Source organism: Mycobacterium sp. SMC-4 (assembly GCF_050205565.1).
Classification (GTDB): Bacteria; Actinomycetota; Actinomycetes; order Mycobacteriales; family Mycobacteriaceae; genus Mycobacterium.
In genome coordinates this window covers 203,578-220,784 of sequence record NZ_JBNMQU010000009.1, presented here as the reverse complement: position 1 = coordinate 220,784, position 17,207 = coordinate 203,578, and the positions used below count along the sequence as shown (strand labels likewise).

Sequence of the window (17,207 nt, the reverse complement as noted above, 5' to 3'; positions counted from 1 at the left end):
GCGCTTTCTCATCCAATCTGCAGGGATTGTCCACCGTCGACGATCAGCTCGGACCCGGTGATGAAGGATGCCTGCTCGGACACCAGGAAGGCCACTGCGTCGGCGATTTCCGGGGGCGTGCCGATCCGGCCCAGTAGCGCCGTCTCGGCCAGGCGGTTCTGGGTGGCGTCATCGAGCATCGGCGTCTGCACCGGTCCGGGCAGCACCGCGTTGACGCGGATGCCGTCGGGGGCCAGTTCGACGGCGGCGACCTGGGTGAGTCCGCGCAGCGCCCACTTCGACGAGCCGTAGGCACTGTGTTTCGGGAACGGGCGAACTGCGCCGGTGCTGCAGGTGTTGACGATCGATGCCCCTGCCGCCTGCCGGAGCGCGGGCAGCGCGGCCTGGATGCCCAGGAACGGGCCGAGACAGTTGACGCGCCAACTGCCTTCGAATCCGGTCTCGGTCTCCTCGCTCAGCGACGCCCGGTGCAGCACACCGGCGTTGTTGACCAGCGTGGTCAGCGCGCCGAACCGCTCGAGCACTGCTGCCACCGCTGCCTGCCACTGCGTTGCCGACGTGACATCGAGGTCGAGGGCCACCACGTCGTCGGAACCCAGATCCCGCACCGCCGCATCGAGCTCGTCACCGAGGCGATCGCACGCGGCGACGTGAAATCCGTCGGCCAGCAGTCTTTTCGTGATGGCCGCGCCCTGCCCGCGGGCGGCGCCGGTGACCAGTGCGACGCGCGTGCTCATCGGTAGCCTCCCGGCGCGTCCACGGCTGCCGGCGGTGCGTCGCCGCGCGCTTCGTGGAGATGGGCGGTGGCGCCGCGGCGCAGCGCCTGCGACTCCGAGGCCAGGGTGATCATCTGAAACCCCTCCTGCCGCAAACTGCTTCCGTGAGCACCGGTGCCCGCGTGGATGCCGCTGATCAGACCTGCGGCCGCGGTGCGGCGGGCGATGTCGCGGATCGCATCGCGGACCTGCGGTTCGGTCAGCGCCCGCAGGGGTGGATGTCCCATCGAGATCGCCAGATCCGCGGGTCCGACGTAGGTGCCGGTCAATCCGGGCACCGCGCAGATCTCGTCGATCGCCGCCCACCCGGTGGTGGTCTCGATCATCGCGAACACCGCGGCCCGCGCCTGCAGTTCGGCGGGATCGAAACCCATGGTGGTGCGCAGCGGTCCGAAGCTGCGCACACCGCTCGGCGGGTAGCGCGTCGCGGCCACCGCTGCGGCAGCCTGCTCGGCGGTCTCCACCATGGCGACGATGACGCCGTCGGCTCCGGCGTCGAGCACCCGGCCGATCGGTGCCGCGTCGACGGCGGGCAGCCGGACCACGGTCGCGATGGGCACATGCTCGAGCCGGCGCAACATCTGGGCGACGTCGGCGTCGCTGAGGTAGCCGTGCTGGACGTCGAATCCCACGTAGTCGTAGCCGGCGGCGGCGAATTCCTCCGGACCCATCGCCGTGGGGCCCACCACCCATCCGCCCCACACGGGCTCTCCGGTGCTCAGCGCGTCGGGCAGCCTCCCGGTCGCCATCACGCCACGATCGCTATCTTGATGCGGTCGGTGACGGGGCGGCACGCGAGCTCGAAGGCGTTCTGCACCTGTGCAACCGGGAAGGTGTGGGACAGGTAGCGGTCGAGCAGGCCGGGGTGTGCGCGCGCGAACGCGTCGGCGTCGGCGAGGACTCTGCGGCGCTCCAGTGTGACCCCGGCCTTGAGGGTGAGGTTGTTGCGGAGCAGGGTGCGCATGCTGATCGGGTACGTATCGTCGTCCGGGACACCGAAATAGAAGACGGTGCCGCCGAACGCTGCGGCTTCTATCGCGTGGGCGAGCGTGGCGACCTGATGGCCGACGGCTTCGATGACGATCTCGGGGCGTTCGTCGCGGAGGTGGCTCACCCAGCGGTCACTGGTCGCGCGCACCACGGTGTCCACGCCGAAGGCCGGCCCGATCGACGTCCGCTCGATCGGGTCCACGCCGGTGACGTGCGCCGCGCCGCACGCCTTGGCGACGTAGGAGAACAACAGCCCGATCGATCCCTGTCCGATCACCGCGACACGCCGACCGGTGAGGTCGGGCAGTTGCTCGACGGCATAGAGCACACAGGCCAGCGGTTGCAGCGCGACGGCGTGCGCGGGATCCAGACCCGGATCGTAGGCGGCGAGCCCGTCGCCGTCAGAGACCACGTACTCCATCAGCCCGTCGAAGCCGGACGCCCAGCCGACGACGCGGTCACCGGCCCGGTGTGCGGGATGGCGGCTGGCGATGACCTCGCCGACGACTTCGTGGATCGGGAACCCGTCCTTGTCCGCGGCGCACGCACCGGTGTCGAACGCCAGCTTGCCTTTGGTACCGCGGAAGCCGGGCAGGTCGCTGCCGCAGATGCCAGCGGCCAGGAAGCGCAGCAATACTTGACCATCTTCCAGCGATTCCGGAAGTGGTTGCTCGGCAACGGTTTCGACGAAGGTGTACGGGGCAACGAGGCGGTGGGACCACACGTCAGGCGACCTCCACGGGGATACTGTTCCATCCCCACTGGAAACTCGACGGCGGCCGCTGCGCTGCGGCGGTGTCGACGGTGAACTCATCGACGCGTTTGAGCCATTCGGTGACCATGATGGTGATCTCCATGCGCGCCAAGTGGGCCCCCAGACAGAAGTGCTGGCCGCGACCGAAGGCCAGCAGCCGTTCGATCGGCCGGTTCCAGACGAACTGCTCCGGGTCGGGGTACTCCCGCTCGTCGCGGTTGGCCGAGGCCAGCAGCGTGATGACGCGTTGGCCCGGTTGCATCGTCGTCCCGTGAATGGTGAAGGGTCGACGCAGCGTTCGCGCGAACCACTGCGCCGGTGCGCAGTAGCGGATCATCTCTTCCCGCACGATCGCGACGTTGGTGTCGAGGTCGGCGCGCACGGCGGCGAGTTGCTCGGGGCGGGAGAACAATTCCCACAATCCGTGCGCCACGATCTTGGGCACCGTTTCGGTACCGCCGATGAACACACCCAGCATCTGTACGGCGGCTTCGGTGTCCGAGAACGCCGATCCGTCGGGCAGCCGGTGGTTGAGCAGGTTGTCGACGATCGGCACGGGCGGGTCCTCACCGGCGCGTCGACGCGCCACCACCGGGGTGAGGTACTCGAGGTAGCCGGGGCGCGCGTTGGCCACTTCCACCCCGCTGCCGGGCTGGGCGAGGCTGCCCGCGTTGACGGTGGCCAGCACGTCGGACGCCAGATCTGCGGGCAACCCGACGAGTTCGCACACCACCGACGCCGCGACGATGCCGCCGTAATCCTGGGTCAGGTCGAACCGGCCTCGGTCCAGCAGGTCGTCGAGACGGTCGTTGGCCAACACGCGGATGCGCTCGGCCAGCTTGTTGATGTTCTTCGGCCGGAACGGGGTTGCGGTACACCGCCGCACGTCTTCGTACAGCGGGGAACCGAAGTTGGCGTGGAACGGCATCGGGTGCAGCGGAGGGTCCGGCACCGGCCCGTCGTTGTGCTCGGCCAGCACGGCCGCCGACGGCAGGGTGCCCTCGGAGGCGACGAATGTTCCGTCGTTGTTCTCCAGCACCGTCCAGATGTCGTCGAAACGCGACAGGGCGTAGGTGTCCCACCTGGGCACGTAGTAGACCGGATGGCGGTCGCGCAGCACGCGGTAGAACGGGAACGGATCGGCCATCACGGCCGGGTCGAACGGATCATAGGTGAACGTGTCGTCGACCGAATGTGTGTGCGTCATCGTCTGTTCCGGGTCACTGCAGCGGTGACGGCGGCAGCGCCGCCAGGATCGAGTCTTCCCAGCCGTCACGCAGAGCCGGGGCCACGCTCATCCACGTCACGATCTCCGCCGGCGGGTGGTCCTTCCACGAGGGGTAGTGGTTCTCGAAGCAGTCCCACTCCCCCTCCAGCGCCCAGTAGTGGATCACTTCGTTGAACCGGAAGGTGGTGATGAACGATCCGAGCCAGCGCTTGCCGGTGGATTCCGACCACGGCACGTAGAGACGCTCGAGTTCGCGGATGTAGTCGTCCTGACGGCCGGGTTTGGTCTGCATGATCTCCTGGATCACCAGTCCCGCCTTGAATTCCGCTTCCCGCAGCTGGGCCAGTGTCTTGTTGCTGCGGCCGGCGTACATGATGCGGCCTTCACCGCGGGCGCCCGTCTCGCGCAGGAACCGCGTCCACTGTCCGGCCGCGGCTTCATGACTGCCGCCGCGCGCCTGGGCTCGGCCGATCCGCGCATAGTCGGCGAACGCGTCGATCTCCCAGATCAGCGTGACCTGCGGCCAGTGACCGTTGTAGGGCGTGGTCTCCCAGATCGCGAACAGACGGGCACCCAGCTCCGTCATCATCGGGTGGTAGGTGGTGTCGAACTCGGTGAGGAACTGCGCACTGCCCGTCGCCCCGAGATCGATCGTCTCGTGCAGGTAGAGCAGCGTGTGGCTGTGATACTTCTTCATGTTCACGTCGGGACCCCGATCCGGCACGGGCCGCAGGTGGTTGACAGCTGCACCCAGCGAGCGTGACACTTGTCGCGTGTTTTGTAAAGTCTGGTCGAGTTCGGGTTCACCGCGCCGGGTTGCCCGCCAATGACGTTGACGCCGTTGGCCGGTGGCTTCTGCTTCGGTGAGGGCCCGCGGTGGTTCGAGGAGCTGCTGTGGTTCTCCGACATGCTGGGCGAGGCCGTGCACACGGTGACCCTCGACGGCCAGATGAGCACCCTCGAGCTGCCCGGCCATGCCCCGTCAGGACTGGGGTTCTGCCCGGACGGTGCCCTGCTGATCGTGTCCACCGAGCGGCGGCAGGTGCTGCGCTATGACGGCGAATCCGTCGACGTCTACGCCGACCTGTCCGACGTGATCCCCGCCGCTCTGGGCGACATGGTGATCGACTCGGCCGGTACCGCTTACGTCGGCTCGCAGGCGCGCGAAGGCGGCGTGATCGTGCGCCTGGAACCGGGCGGGGCCCGCGCTTCCGACGTCAGCGTGGTCGCCCGCGATCTGGACTTCCCGAACGGCATGGCGCTCACCCCCGACGGCGCCGGGCTGATCGTCGCCGAATCGGTTGCCCGCCGGCTGACCTCGTTCGCCATCGATGCTGACGGAAAGCTCTCGCGGCGAACGGTTCTCGCCGACGGTCTGGATGGTCCGCCCGACGGCATCTGTCTCGACGCCGAAGGCGGGGTCTGGGTGGCGATGACGCTGGCCCACCAGTTCGAGCGCATCGTGTCCGTCGACGACGGCGCCGCCGTCACCGACCGCATCCCCATCGGGGACCGCGCCGCGATCGCCTGCGCCCTGGGCGGTCCGGAGGGCCGGACCCTGTTCCTGGTGTCGGCGGCCGACGCGTACCCCGAACGTCTGCGCGGCACGGCGCTCAGCCGCGTGGACGCCACGACCGTCGACGTTCCCGCCGCTGCCCTGCCCTGAAATCCCGGAGAGGCTCTGATGTCCGACTCGTATTACGTCCTGCTCGACTCCGACGACGAGCGCGGCGAGCGGTTCCGCGCGACCGACTATGTGCGCAGTACGTGGTCGGCGGCCATCCAGCACGCCGCGCCCGTGTCGGCACTGTTGGTGCGGGCGCTGCAGCGCTGCGAGGCCCGCGACGACACCCGGCTGAGCCGGGTGTTGATCGACCTCCTCGGCCCGGTTCCCGCCGAAGGCGATCTGTGGGTGCAGGCCCGGCGGGAACGCTCGGGCAAGCAGATCGAGTTGATCAGCGCCGAGATGTCGGCACCGGGACCGGACGGGAGACTGCGAGCCGTCGCCCGGGCCAGCGGCTGGCGGCTCCAGACGCTCGACACCTCCCCGATCGCCCATGCGGCGGCAGCACCGCTGCCTCCCGTGGATGCGGCCCGGCCCAGCGACATGAAGAAGGACTGGGATCCCAACTACGTGCACAGCCTGGACTGGCGGTGGCTCACCAAGCCGCTGGCCGCCGGCGGCGGCGAATCCTGGCTGCGCACCGAGGTCGACCTGGTCAAGGGCGAGACGATGACCTCGATGGAACGGTTGTTCGCCGTCGCCGATTGCGCCAACGGCATCGGCACCAAGCTCAATCCGCGCGAATACACGTTCCTCAACACCGATCTGGTGGTGCACACCCACCGCGCCCCCGAGGGCGAGTGGATCGGCATTCGCGCCGAGACCAACTACGGGCCCGACGGTATCGGCACGACGATCGGGACGCTGTTCGACACCCACGGCGCCGTCGGCGCGATCCAGCAGTCGGTCCTCGTCCGCCCCCGGCCTCCGAAACCCTCTCCCGCGGAATAGGATTCCGCGGGTCAGTCGGTCAGGTCGGTCAGTCGGTCAGACGCAACGCAGCGACGGGGCACTGGGTGACGGCCTGCTGCATCCGTTCGCGATCGTCCTCGGGTCGGTCGGGTTCGTGGATCAGCACGGTGCCTTCGTCGAGCACCTCGAACACGTCCTCGGCGATGGTCTCGCAGACTCCGTGGCCGGTGCACCGGCTCAGGTCGACGGACACTTTCATGGGGCTGCTCCGATCTGCCGGTTACCGGACGTGGGCGGGTAGCCGTTTCACGCCGTGCACGAAGGTGCTGTAAAGCCAGTCCGGCTCGCCGAGCTCGACGGTTTTCAGACGGGTCAGCAGTTCCCGGAACAGGTGCCGCAACTCGGTGCGCGCGAGCTGGTTGCCCAGACAGAAGTGCGGCCCTCCGCCACCGAAGCCCAGATGCGGATTGGGCGAGCGGGACAGATCGAAAGCGCCGGGGGCGTCGAACACCGACTCGTCGCGGTTGGCCGAACAGTAGAACAATCCGACCTTGTCCCCCGCGGCGACGGGGTGACCGTTGATCTCGGTGTCGCACACCGCAAACCGCGCGAACTGCAGCACCGGCGTCGCCCAGCGGATGAACTCCTCGACCGCGGTGCCGATGCGGTCGTCGAAATCGGCGGTCAGCCAGTCCCGTTGCTCGGGGTGCTCGACGAGCGCCATCATGGCGTGCGTCGTGGTCTGCTTGGTGGTGTCGTTGCCGGCAGAGGCCAGCAGGATCAGCAATGCCCCGATCTCCTCGTCGGTGAGACGGTGACCGTCCACCTCGGCGTTGACGATGCTGGTCATCAGGTCGTCACCGGGATTGTTGCGCCGGAACTTCGCCAGCTCGGCTCCGGTGGTCGACAACAGCATGATCTCGTTGATCGTGTTGGCGGCGCGCTCCTCCAACGAGCTGTATTCGTCGTCGCTCATCGAGAACAGCTTCTCGGCGGCCTGGGCCACGGCCGGTTGGTCGGCCGCTGGCACGCCGAGCATCTCCATGATCGTCAACATCGGCAGTCGCGCTGCGCAGTCGGCGACGAGATCGATGTCGCCCGCGCCGACGAGGTCATCGACGATCGCCACCGCGGCGTCATGGATCTGCTCCTCAATGCGGCGCACGTTGCGCGGCGTGAACGCCGAACTGATCAGCCGACGGTAGGTGGTGTGCTGCGGCGGATCCATGGTCAGGAAGAACGACGCGAAGCGCTGCACCTCGGCGGGCATGGGGTCCAGCGACACTCCCCGCTCCGAGGTGAACAGCTCGGGATGCTGGCTGACGTGGGCGATGTCGGCGCGGCGGGTCAGCGCCCAGAAGCCTGGCTCCTCGACATCGAAGAGCGACGGCAGCGGCCGGTGCCAGCTGAGTCCGTCGGCCGCCCGCAGGCGGGCGAAGGACTCGTCACGCACCGCGAACGGTTGCTCCCAGAAGCGGTGGGAGGTGAGATCGACGGCGCTGTACCCGCGCTCGTGCACCGAGGAGACTGTCACAAACCGTAGCGTGACATTCACTGGAGTTTTTGTAAAGCTATGTGCATGCCGCAGTCGTTGCCGGGCGCGCGTCACGGGACACCGGACGCAGACAGCACGGACAACCCGACCCCTGCCCGGATCCTTGCGGCGACAGCGGAAGTGCTGGGCCGCAACGGGACCGCAAAACTCTCGCTGTCAGAGGTGGCCGCACAGGCCGGGGTGTCCAGACCGACGCTGTATCGCTACTTTGCCGACAAGCGCGAACTTCTCGACGCGTTCGTCGTGTGGGAACGCCAATTCTATGAACGCGCCGTCGCCGAAGCCACCGCCGGGCTTCCGGCCGACGAACGACTCGATGCGGCGCTGCGGGTCATCGTGGAGTATCAGCTGTCCTACCCGGGTCTGCGCATGGTCGACGTCGAGCCCGAGCAGGTGATCAGGCGGTTGTCCCGGGTGCTGCCGCTGATGCGGGACCGCTTGCAGCGCCTGTGCACCGGCCCGGATGCGGAGCTCTCGGCGGCCACCGCGGTCCGCGTCGCAGTGTCGCAGTATCTGGTGCGCAGTGATGACAGCGCCGACTTCCTGGCCCAACTGCGCCACGCCGCGCGCGTCAAACCCCAGACGCCCTAGCTTGCCTACAGCGAGCGTTGTGTGCGTCCAGCGAGTTCGGCCAGCACCTCGTCGGTGTGTTGCCCCAGGGTCGGGGCCACCCACCGCATCCGGGTCGGCGTGCCGTGGAAGTCGGCCGGGGTGGCGACCATCGGCACGCTGCCTCCGTCGGGCTCGGGCACGTAGACCACACCCCCGGCCGCGTGGAACTGGTCGTCACCGACGACGTCTTCGAGGGTGTTGATCGGCGACCAGAACAGATCCGGTTGTGAGGCAAAGACTTCGGCCCACTCGTCGAGGGACCTACCGGCGAAGATCGCGTCGAGCTCGGCGATGAGGACCGCGGCGTTGGCCGCGCGGGCGCGACCGGTGGCGAAGCGTTCGTCGGTCAGCCAGCTCAGCCGCTGGACGGCGGCACACAGCGCCGGCCAGTGCCGCTCGCCCTGCAGGCCGACAAGCCAGAACCGCCGACCGTCACCGGCGGTGTAGTTGTTCATGCACGGGTTGGCCATGGTCTCGCGCTGCCCGATCGCGACCGAATGTCCGGTCAGCAGAAAGGTGTTCAGGTCGAAGCTGACGGTGTAGGCGCCCTGACGGTACAGCGACGTCGTCACCAGCTGCCCTTTCCCGGTGAGTCCCCGCGCCACCAGCGCCGCGCACACCGCTCCGGCCAGCGTCATGCCCGCCATGTGGTCGCCCATGCCGCCTCGTTGAAAAGGCGGGACGTCGTCGGGGCGGGTCAGCAGGTGCGCCAAACCCGAGCGCGCCCAGAACGCGGCGACGTCGTAGGCGGGCCGGTCGGCGTCCGGGCCGGCCTCGCCGTAGCCGGTGATCAGCCCGTAGACCAGCCCCGGGTTGGTGGCGGCGACGACGTCGAAGTCCAGTCCGATGCGCCGCAGCGCGCCGGTGCGGACGTTGGTCAGAAAGACGTCGGCGTCGGCGATCAGTTCGCGCGCGTGTGCGCGGCCCTCCTCGCCGGTCAGGTCCAGCACGATGCCGCGCTTGCCGCGGTTGTCCATCTCGAACGGCGGGCACGCGCTCGGCCCGTCGGTGTCGGAGAGGCCGAGCATTCGACCGAACGTGCGGGCGGGGTCGCCGGTGGGCGGCTCGATCTTGACGACGTCGGCGCCCCAGTCGGCGAGGATCCCGCCGGCGGCCGGACCGGCCACCCATACGCCGAGCTCAACGACACGAATACCGTCCAGCGGACCGGCCATCGGCGATCACCCTCCTCGCGCTTTACAAAACGACGGCAATTTGTAAGCCTGTTGTGGCTACCGGTCAAGCCTAGGAGGCACGGGTGTCAGTGTTCGCCGAACGGACTGCGCGCGCCGCGGGCCTGGCTACGCATCTCGGCCGTGCCGGTCGGCGGATCGGCACCGACGCTCTCGTCGGCCGGTGGCGTTCGCTGCCGCGCACCGTCTCCGACCTGGACCCCGCGTCCCTGTCCGCGCTGATCGGTCGTCGCGTGACGTCGGTGTCGGTGCTCGACGCCGACGCCGGCACGTCCACGCGCGCCCGGCTCGCGCTGACGGGCGACAACCTGCCCCCCACGGTTTTCGTCAAGACCGCGGCCTCCTCGGTGGCGTTGCGCCTGATGGGCGAGCTGGGCAACCTCGGCTCCACCGAGACGCGCTTCTACCGGCAATTGGCTCCGGAACTGACCGGGGTGCCGCTGCTGCACGGCGCGGGGTTCGACTCGTCGACCGGCCGGTACGTCATCGTCCTGGAGGATCTGGCGGCCGCCGGCGCCACATTCCCCGACACGCTGCACCCGATCAGCGCGGACGAGGCAGCCCTGGTGGTCGAGCGGCTGGCCGCGTTGCACGCGACGTTCTGGGACCGCCTGCCCGCGCGCCGCGGAAGCGGCCCGTACGGCTGGCTCTACACGGCGTCCGAGGACAGCGCGTCGGTGCTGACGGCGTCACTGCTGCGCTCCTCGACGCGGCGCCTGGCCGAACGCAGCGATCTGCCGTTGGACCGCGGCCGGTTCATCAACGAGCACTACCGCGCGGTGGCGATGTTGATCGACACGCCTCCGCACACCGTCATGCACGGCGACGCCCACCCGGGCAACCTGTACTTCCAGGACGGCCGGGCCGGGCTGCTGGACTGGCAGGCGGTCCGTCGCGGGCATCCCAGCCGCGAACTGGCCTACACACTGGTGACCAGCATGGCCGCACCGGAGCGCATCACCCATCAGCGTGACCTCCTCGACGTGTATCGGCGCGCTCTGGCGGCCTCCGGCGGGCCGGAACTCGACCGCGAAGACCTGTGGGACCGGTACCGCCAAGGCGCGCTGTACCCGTACGTCGCGGCGCTGATCACAGCCGGGATGGGCGGGATGCAAGCCGAGGACATCGCGCTGCGGGGACTGGACAGCGCGCTGACCGCGCTGGAGGATCTCGACACCGTCGCGCTGCTGGAGAAAGCGGTGTGACGGACCTCGCCCGGCGACTCGGCGGTCCGCGGCGCCCGCGCGATTACGATCGACACCGACCCGACAGCAAAGGCCCGCGCTGTGAACCATCCCGCACCTGAGTCCCCCGAAGGCTCCGAGGACACCTCGACCCGCCATCGGATCCTGCAGGCGACCGCCGAGGTGCTGGCACGCAGCGGACAGACCAAGCTCAGCCTCTCCGAGGTGGCGCTGCAGGCCGGAGTCTCGCGACCCACGCTGTACCGCTGGTTCGCCGACAAGCAGGCCCTGCTCGAGGCGTTCGGCGTGTACGAGCGCGACATGTTCCAGACCGGGATCGCCCGCGCCACGGCCGGGTTGCGCGGGTCCGAGCGCGTCGACGCGGCGATGCGGTTCATCGTCGCCTACCAGCAGTCCTACTCCGGCGTGCGGCTGGTCGACATCGAACCCGAGGTCGTCATCGCCCAGTTGGGCCGGATCCTGCCCGTCATGCGCGCCCAGCTGGAGAAGCTGCTGCCCGGAGCCAATGGCGCGGTCAAGGCGGCCACCGCGGTCCGGGTGGCGGTGTCGCACTACATCGTTCGCAGCGACGATGACGACCAATTCCTGGACCAGTTGCGCCACGCGGTCGGAATCAAGCCGGGCTAAACGAAACACGTGACAGTCGACTGAAAGTTTGTAAAGCTGGTCGTCATGACGACTGCGCAGACAGAAACAGGCGTGCTGGCCGGCGACGAGCGGATGCTCATCGATGGTGAATTGCAGACCACCGGCAGCGGTGCGACGTTCGACGTGATCCATCCGGCCAGCGAGCAGGTCGCCGGCGTGGCCACCGACGGCACGGTCGAGGACATGGGTCGCGCGGTCGCTGCGGCGCGGCGGGCATTCGACGAGACCGACTGGTCCCGGGATCTCGAGTTCCGTTACCACTGCCTGACGCAGTTGCACGAGGCCCTGGAGCGCAACAAGGAACGGTTGCGCCGCATTCTGATCACCGAGGTCGGCTGCCCCATCTCGGTCACCGGCAGCCAGATCGAAAGCCCCATCGAGGAAGTCAAGCACTGGGCCGAGCACGGCAAGAACTTCGACTACCTGGTGGACAACGGTGTACACGACACACCGCTGGGGCCGGCCCGCCGCAAGATCCACTACGAGGCCGTCGGCGTGGTCGGCGCGATCACCCCGTGGAACGTGCCGTTCTACCTCAACATCGCCGAAACGGTGCCGGCGTTGATGGCGGGCAACACCGTGGTGCTCAAGCCCGCCCAGCTGACCCCGTGGTCGGGTAGTGAGTACGGCCGCATCGTGGCCGAGGAGACCGACATTCCCGCCGGCGTGTTCAACGTGGTGGTGTCCAATGCCAACGAGGTCGGGGCGGCGCTGTCAGCGGATCCCCGCGTCGACATGATCACCTTCACCGGGTCGACGGCCACCGGTCGCGCGATCCTGGCCGCCGGTGCTCCGACGGTGAAGAAGACGCTGCTGGAACTTGGCGGCAAGTCGGCACACATCGTGCTCGACGACGCCGATTTCAACGCGGCGTTGCCGATGGCGGCGATGATGGCGTGCGTGATGAGTGGCCAGTCCTGCATCCTACCCAGCCGGATCCTGTTGCCGCGCAGCCGTTATGACGAGGGCATCGAGACGCTCAAGAACATGATGGAGAACTTCCCGGTCGGCGATCCCTGGACACAGGGCAACATGCAGGGCCCGCAGATCAGCGAGACCCAGCGGCAGAAGGTGCTCGGGCTGATCAAGTCCGGCATCGATTCCGGAGCGCGGCTGGTCACCGGCGGCGGCATCCCGGAGAACCTGCCGGTCGGCTACTACACCCAGCCCACGCTGCTGGCCGACGTCGACCCGAATTCACAGGTGGCGCAGGAGGAGATCTTCGGTCCGGTGCTGACCGTCACCGGTTACGACACCGACGACGAGGCCATCGCGATCGCCAACAACACCATCTACGGGCTGTCCGGCGAGGTGTCCAGCGGCGACGTCGACCGCGCATTCGCCGTGGCCACCCGGATGCGTACCGGCAACGTGACCATCAACGGCAAGAGCCACTTCGGCATCGGCAGCCCGTTCGGCGGCACCAAGCAGTCCGGGCTGGGCTACCGCAACGGCGAGGAAGGCTACAAGGAATACCTCGAAGCCAAGACGATCGGCATGCCCGACCAGTGATCTCGCCGCTCGACGGGGACACCCTCGAGATCGAGAACCTGCTGACGCGGTACTGCCGGGCGGTGGACTCCAAAGACTGGCCGCTGTACCGGTCGCTGTTCACCGACGATGCGCGGGTGGACTATTCGGCCGCCGGCCTGTTCACCGGCACCTGCGACGACGCCGTCGCCTACCTCGAGCGACACCAGGCGGCGATCAGCGTCGGCATGCACTACGTCACCAACGTCGAGAGCCGCGTCGACGGCGGCACCGCACACGTCGTGGCGATGTGGTTCAACGCCGTTGCGCTGCCGCACAAGCCGGACATCACGTTCTTCGGCGGACGGTGGCACAACGAGATGACGCGGACGCCGCAGGGGTGGCGGATCCGCACACTGCGACTGGAGGTGGTCTGATGGACGCGTCGCGAATTGCCGACGAGCTGGAGATCCGTGCGCTGCTGAGCCGCTACGCCCGCGCCGTCGACACCAAGGACTGGGAGCTGTACCGCTCGGTGTTCACCGACGACGCACATGTCGACTACTCGTCGGCGGGCATCCCGCCGGGATCGCGCGACGAGATCGCCGACCTGTTCAGCGCGGCGTTCGAGGCGATTCCGTGGACGATGCACTACATCACGAACATCGAGGCCGACATCGACGGTGACACCGCCTCGGTGCGGGCGATGTTCTACAACCCGATGCAGCTGCCGGGCATGGCCGAGCAGAGCTCCTGCGGCGGGTACTACTTCCACGATCTGGTCCGCACGGCCGACGGCTGGCGCAGCCGTCACCTGCGCGAGGACAACGTGTGGTTCGTCAACAAACCCGGGCAGACGCCATAGCCCGGGCTCAGTGGCTCAGCCCTGCGCGGCCAACTGTCCGCAGGCGGCCGCGATCTCGCGGCCGCGGGTGTCGCGCACGGTGCACGAGACGCCTTTGGCGCGCACGCGCCGGACGAACTCGCGTTCCACGGGTTTGGGACTGGCGTCCCATTCGCTGCCCGGGGTCGGATTGAGCGGGATCAGGTTGACGTGCACCAGCGGCCCGAGCTTGGCGTGCAGCCGCTTGCCGAGCAGGTCGGCCCGCCACGGCTGGTCGTTGACGTCGCGGATCAATGCGTACTCGATCGACACCCGGCGCCCGGTCACGTCGGCGTAGTACCGCGCGGCATCGAGGACTTCGTCGACGTTCCAGCGGTTGTTCACCGGCACCAGGGTGTCGCGCAGCTCGTCGTCGGGCGTGTGCAGCGACAGCGCCAGCGTCACGTTGAGCTTCTCGTCGGCGAGCTTGCGGATGGCCGGTGCCAGGCCGACCGTGGACACCGTCACCGAGCGCGCCGAGATGCCGAAGCCGTTCGGCGACGGCGCCGTGATCCGTCGGACCGCCGCCACCACCCGGTTGTAGTTGGCCAGCGGTTCGCCCATGCCCATGAAGACGATGTTCGAGAGCCGGGCCCCGCGGGCGGAGCCCGCAATCCGGCCACCGCGGGCGGAGCCCGCAATCGGATCGGAGTCGCGGTTGCGCAGCTCGGCGGCGGCGAAGCGCACCTGCTCGAGAATCTCCGCGGTGGACAGGTTGCGCTTCAGGCCGCCCTGGCCGGTCGCGCAGAACGGGCACGCCATCCCACAGCCGGCCTGTGACGAGATACACACGGTGTTGCGGTCGGGATAGCGCATCAGCACGGACTCGAACGTCGTCTTGTCGATCGCGCGCCACAGCACTTTGCGGGTCTCGCCGGCGTCGCACTCGATCTCGCGGGCCGCGTCCAGCAGCGTCGGGAACAGCGTCGCGGCGACCTGGTCGCGCACCGCGGCGGGCAGGTCGGTCATCTGCTGCGGGTCGGCGATCAGCCGGCCGAAGTACTGGTTGGCCAGCTGCTTTCCGCGGAAGGCCGGCAAGCCGAGATCCGCCAGTGCCGCGGCGCGGTCGGCGTCACCGAGGTCGGCGAAGTGCCGCGGCGGCAGCGCGCGGCGCGGAGCATCGAAGACCAGGGGAAGGGGATTCGGCATGACTGCCGTCCAGTATCCCCTGCCCGCGGCCGATCAAGCCAACAGCGTCAGCACGATCCAGGTCGCCACGGCCGAGGGCAGCATCGCGTCGATGCGGTCCATCATGCCGCCGTGGCCGGGCAGCAGATTGCTCATGTCCTTGATGCCGAGGTCCCGCTTGAACTGCGATTCGACAAGATCACCGAGCGTGCCGGTGATGACCAGCATCAGGCCCAGCGCGACGCCGGCCCACCAGGGCTTGTCGAGCAGGAACACCACGGCCAGCACCGACGCGGTCACCCCGAACAGCAGCGACCCGCCCAACCCCTCCCACGACTTCTTCGGGCTGATCGCCGGGGCCATGGTGTGCTTGCCGAACAGGACGCCGGCGACATAGCCGCCGATGTCGGAGAACACGACGCCGAGCATCAGGGCGAACACCCGGTTGGCGCCGTCGTCGGGGTAGATCAGCAGTGCGCCGAAGCTCGCGGACAGCGGGATCCACGTCGCGAGGAACACCGTCGCACCGATGTCGCGCGAGTAGTTCTGCGGGGTGTGGTTCAGGCCCTGCCCGACCAGGCGCCAGATCATGCACACCACCACTGTGGCGGCGAACCCGCCAAGCGCGCCGGCAGGTCCGAACGGCCAGGTCAGCCACAGCGTGGCCTGTCCTCCGACGAGCAGCGGCAGCATCGGGACCCGGTAGCCGGCTTCGCGCAGCCGGCTGCTCACCTCGTAGGTACTGATGGCCACGGCGGCGGCGACCAGCACCAGCCACAGGTAGGGCGCGAACAGCAGGATGGCGATCAGTCCCCCGCCGAGTGCGACACCGACGGCGATGGCGGCGGGCAGGTTGCGTCCCGCGCGCCCGGGCTTCGTGGCGGGCTTGCTGGTCGGCGGTTCGTTGACCGGCTGATTCATTACGAAGTCGATTGCTGTGGGCCTCAGACCTCCAGCAGCTCGCCTTCCTTGACCTTGACCAGCTCGTCGATCTGGGCGGTGTACTGGTGGGTGGTCTTGTCGAGGTCCTTCTCGGCGCGGGTCACCTCGTCCTCGCCGGCGTCGCCGTCCTTCTTGATGCGGGCCAGCTCCTCCATCGCCTTGCGACGGATGTTGCGCACCGACACCTTGGCGTCCTCGCCTTTGCCCTTGGCCTGCTTGACCAGGTCGCGGCGCCGCTCCTCGGTCAGCTGCGGGATGGCGACCCGGATGACGTTGCCGTCGTTGCTCGGGTTGACGCCCAGATCGGAGTTGCGGATCGCGTCCTCGATGGCGCGCAGCTGGTTGGCTTCGTAGGGCTTGATCACCACCAGCCGCGCCTCGGGCACGTTGATGCTCGACAGCTGGGTGATCGGGGTGGCTGCGCCGTAGTAGTCGACGTGGATCCGGTTGAACATGCCGGGGTTGGCCCGTCCGGTGCGGATCGACGCGAGGTCGTCCCGTGCCACCGCCACGGCCTTTTCCATCTTCTCCTCGGCGTCGAAGAGGGTTTCTTCGATCACAGTCGCATTCTCCCGTCGCTGTCGCGCGCCTTGCGCGTCGTCACGTGGTGACCAGTGTTCCGATCTTCTCACCCGCGACGGCACGGGCGATATTGCCGTCGACGAGCAGGTTGAACACCAGGATCGGCATGCCATTGTCCATGCACAGACTGAACGCGGTGGCATCGGCGACCTTGAGGCCGCGGTCGATGACCTCGCGGTGGCTGATCGCGGTGAGCAGTTGGGCGTCCGGGTCGACCCGCGGATCCGCGGTGAACACGCCGTCGACCGCCTTGGCCATCAGCACCACGTCGGCCCCGATCTCCAGTGCGCGCTGGGCGGCAGTGGTGTCGGTGGAGAAGTACGGCAGGCCCATGCCGGCGCCGAAGATCACCACGCGGCCTTTCTCGAGGTGACGCACCGCGCGCAGCGGGATGTAAGGCTCGGCCACCTGGCCCATGGTGATGGCCGTCTGCACCCGGGTGTCGATGCCTTCCTTCTGCAGGAAATCCTGCAGCGCAAGGCTGTTCATCACGGTGCCGAGCATGCCCATGTAGTCGCTGCGAGTGCGCTCCATGCCACGCTGCTGCAACTGGGCGCCGCGGAAGAAGTTGCCACCGCCGATGACGACGGCGACCTGCGCGCCGCTGCGGACGACGTCGGCGATCTGGCGGGCGACCAGCGCGACGACGTCGGGGTCGAGGCCGACCGCGCCGCCCCCGAACATCTCACCGCCGAGCTTGAGCAGCACTCGCGAATAGGCGGGCCTGAGGGGCGACGACATCCGACTCCTTTGCGGTCCTGGCAT

Annotated in this window: 20 protein-coding genes; 8 read left to right on the top strand and 12 right to left on the bottom strand. The window is 68.4% G+C overall.

All coding sequences use genetic code 11. The features are described 5' to 3' along the window. Window positions 1-8: 8 nt before the first annotated feature. From ACQI46_RS17480 to ACQI46_RS17460, 5 genes are read right to left on the bottom strand one after another with little or no spacing between them, the layout of a single operon-like run. Complete coding sequence (locus ACQI46_RS17480; protein WP_427095281.1) at window positions 9-737, bottom strand: SDR family NAD(P)-dependent oxidoreductase; 729 nt, start codon at window positions 735-737, stop codon at window positions 9-11. After that, on the bottom strand, window positions 734-1,525 hold the full coding sequence (locus ACQI46_RS17475; protein WP_427095280.1) for an HpcH/HpaI aldolase family protein: 792 nt from the start codon (window positions 1,523-1,525) through the stop codon (window positions 734-736). Before ACQI46_RS17475 ends, ACQI46_RS17480 begins: the two co-directional genes overlap by 4 nt. Continuing rightward, window positions 1,525-2,490, bottom strand: a complete 966-nt coding sequence (locus ACQI46_RS17470; protein ID WP_427095279.1) for a zinc-binding dehydrogenase — start codon at window positions 2,488-2,490, stop codon at window positions 1,525-1,527. The genes ACQI46_RS17475 and ACQI46_RS17470 overlap by 1 nt, the downstream gene beginning before the upstream one ends. Before the next feature lies 1 nt (window position 2,491). After that, window positions 2,492-3,727 (bottom strand): cytochrome P450, encoded by a 1,236-nt coding sequence (locus tag ACQI46_RS17465; RefSeq protein ID WP_427095278.1) that lies wholly within the window; start codon window positions 3,725-3,727, stop codon window positions 2,492-2,494. A 13-nt stretch (window positions 3,728-3,740) separates the two neighbouring features. Next, window positions 3,741-4,445 (bottom strand): NIPSNAP family protein, encoded by a 705-nt coding sequence (locus ACQI46_RS17460; RefSeq protein WP_427095339.1) that lies wholly within the window; start codon window positions 4,443-4,445, stop codon window positions 3,741-3,743. A gap of 129 nt (window positions 4,446-4,574) precedes the next feature. Between ACQI46_RS17460 and ACQI46_RS17455 the strand changes: the two genes are divergently transcribed. After that, window positions 4,575-5,414 carry an SMP-30/gluconolactonase/LRE family protein gene (locus ACQI46_RS17455; protein WP_427095277.1) on the top strand — a complete coding sequence of 280 codons (840 nt, stop codon included), beginning with the start codon at window positions 4,575-4,577 and terminating at the stop codon, window positions 5,412-5,414. A gap of 18 nt (window positions 5,415-5,432) precedes the next feature. Beyond that, complete coding sequence (locus tag ACQI46_RS17450; RefSeq protein ID WP_427095276.1) at window positions 5,433-6,263, top strand: thioesterase family protein; 831 nt, start codon at window positions 5,433-5,435, stop codon at window positions 6,261-6,263. Window positions 6,264-6,291: 28 nt separating this feature from the next. Here the strand turns inward: ACQI46_RS17450 and ACQI46_RS17445 are convergent, their stop codons facing one another. Both ACQI46_RS17445 and ACQI46_RS17440 read right to left on the bottom strand, forming a co-directional pair. Next, complete coding sequence (locus tag ACQI46_RS17445; RefSeq protein ID WP_427095275.1) at window positions 6,292-6,483, bottom strand: ferredoxin; 192 nt, start codon at window positions 6,481-6,483, stop codon at window positions 6,292-6,294. Window positions 6,484-6,504: 21 nt separating this feature from the next. Continuing rightward, window positions 6,505-7,758, bottom strand: a complete 1,254-nt coding sequence (locus ACQI46_RS17440) for a cytochrome P450 (protein WP_427095274.1) — start codon at window positions 7,756-7,758, stop codon at window positions 6,505-6,507. Between the two features lie 39 nt (window positions 7,759-7,797). Between ACQI46_RS17440 and ACQI46_RS17435 the strand changes: the two genes are divergently transcribed. Continuing rightward, on the top strand, window positions 7,798-8,370 hold the full coding sequence (locus ACQI46_RS17435) for a TetR/AcrR family transcriptional regulator (RefSeq protein WP_427095273.1): 573 nt from the start codon (window positions 7,798-7,800) through the stop codon (window positions 8,368-8,370). Window positions 8,371-8,375: 5 nt separating this feature from the next. On the opposite strand, the gene ACQI46_RS17430 is transcribed toward ACQI46_RS17435, so the two are convergent. Then, window positions 8,376-9,566 carry a CaiB/BaiF CoA transferase family protein gene (locus ACQI46_RS17430; protein WP_427095272.1) on the bottom strand — a complete coding sequence of 397 codons (1,191 nt, stop codon included), beginning with the start codon at window positions 9,564-9,566 and terminating at the stop codon, window positions 8,376-8,378. Between the two features lie 83 nt (window positions 9,567-9,649). On the opposite strand from ACQI46_RS17430, the gene ACQI46_RS17425 reads away from it, so the two are divergent. The 5 genes from ACQI46_RS17425 to ACQI46_RS17405 all read left to right on the top strand — a co-directional run bounded on the left by ACQI46_RS17425 (window position 9,650) and on the right by ACQI46_RS17405 (window position 13,772). Next, window positions 9,650-10,789, top strand: coding sequence for a phosphotransferase (locus tag ACQI46_RS17425; protein WP_427095271.1), 1,140 nt, complete (start codon window positions 9,650-9,652; stop codon window positions 10,787-10,789). 81 nt (window positions 10,790-10,870) lie between these two features. After that, window positions 10,871-11,416: a TetR/AcrR family transcriptional regulator gene (locus ACQI46_RS17420; RefSeq protein ID WP_427095270.1), complete on the top strand. Its 546-nt coding sequence runs from the start codon at window positions 10,871-10,873 to the stop codon at window positions 11,414-11,416. 45 nt (window positions 11,417-11,461) lie between these two features. Continuing rightward, window positions 11,462-12,949 carry an aldehyde dehydrogenase family protein gene (locus tag ACQI46_RS17415; protein ID WP_427095269.1) on the top strand — a complete coding sequence of 496 codons (1,488 nt, stop codon included), beginning with the start codon at window positions 11,462-11,464 and terminating at the stop codon, window positions 12,947-12,949. After that, window positions 12,946-13,344: a nuclear transport factor 2 family protein gene (locus ACQI46_RS17410; RefSeq protein ID WP_427095268.1), complete on the top strand. Its 399-nt coding sequence runs from the start codon at window positions 12,946-12,948 to the stop codon at window positions 13,342-13,344. Before ACQI46_RS17415 ends, ACQI46_RS17410 begins: the two co-directional genes overlap by 4 nt. After that, on the top strand, window positions 13,344-13,772 hold the full coding sequence (locus ACQI46_RS17405; RefSeq protein WP_427095267.1) for a nuclear transport factor 2 family protein: 429 nt from the start codon (window positions 13,344-13,346) through the stop codon (window positions 13,770-13,772). The genes ACQI46_RS17410 and ACQI46_RS17405 overlap by 1 nt, the downstream gene beginning before the upstream one ends. 15 nt (window positions 13,773-13,787) lie before the next feature. On the opposite strand, the gene rlmN is transcribed toward ACQI46_RS17405, so the two are convergent. The 4 genes from rlmN to pyrH are packed head-to-tail and all read right to left on the bottom strand — an operon-like array spanning window position 13,788 to window position 17,207. Then, window positions 13,788-14,939, bottom strand: coding sequence for a 23S rRNA (adenine(2503)-C(2))-methyltransferase RlmN (gene rlmN, locus ACQI46_RS17400; protein ID WP_427095266.1), 1,152 nt, complete (start codon window positions 14,937-14,939; stop codon window positions 13,788-13,790). A gap of 33 nt (window positions 14,940-14,972) precedes the next feature. Then, on the bottom strand, window positions 14,973-15,839 hold the full coding sequence (locus tag ACQI46_RS17395) for a phosphatidate cytidylyltransferase (RefSeq protein WP_427095265.1): 867 nt from the start codon (window positions 15,837-15,839) through the stop codon (window positions 14,973-14,975). 23 nt (window positions 15,840-15,862) lie between these two features. Further along, window positions 15,863-16,420: a ribosome recycling factor gene (frr, locus tag ACQI46_RS17390; RefSeq protein WP_427095264.1), complete on the bottom strand. Its 558-nt coding sequence runs from the start codon at window positions 16,418-16,420 to the stop codon at window positions 15,863-15,865. 40 nt (window positions 16,421-16,460) lie between these two features. Continuing rightward, window positions 16,461-17,207, bottom strand: coding sequence for a UMP kinase (gene pyrH / locus ACQI46_RS17385; protein ID WP_427095263.1), 747 nt, complete (start codon window positions 17,205-17,207; stop codon window positions 16,461-16,463).